The organism is Campylobacter sp. US55 (assembly GCF_004378955.1).
Taxonomy (GTDB): Bacteria; Campylobacterota; Campylobacteria; order Campylobacterales; family Campylobacteraceae; genus Campylobacter_D; species Campylobacter_D jejuni.
This window is the reverse complement of sequence record NZ_RYYF01000031.1, coordinates 1-264: the sequence shown is the minus strand read 5'-3', so window position 1 is coordinate 264 and position 264 is coordinate 1. Positions and strand designations below refer to the sequence as shown.

General features: G+C 39.4%; 1 protein-coding gene. It reads right to left on the bottom strand.

The window, feature by feature from the left end; genetic code table 11:
* Positions 1 to 264 (bottom strand): tripartite tricarboxylate transporter substrate-binding protein (locus tag ELQ07_RS08180; RefSeq protein WP_279586070.1); only part of this gene is annotated, 264 nt, incomplete at both ends.

Genomic DNA, 264 nt, shown 5'->3' with positions numbered 1-264 from the left:
AAAGTGCCCGGAAGTCTCTTTGGGGAAAAGATAGCCAATACCCTAATAGTTCCTGTTTCGATTTGAGGTACAAGTTCAGCTATGCCTGCGCTAATCACATCAATATGATTTCCTAAAAGAGAAGTTAAAGCATCTCCTCCTCCTTCAAAAGCCACATAGCGTATTTTTTTTACATCGATATTAATAGTTTTTGCAAGTAATGCTGTTTGCATCCAGTCTTGTCCTCCTATTGAACCTCCCGCACCTATACTAATAGAATTTGGG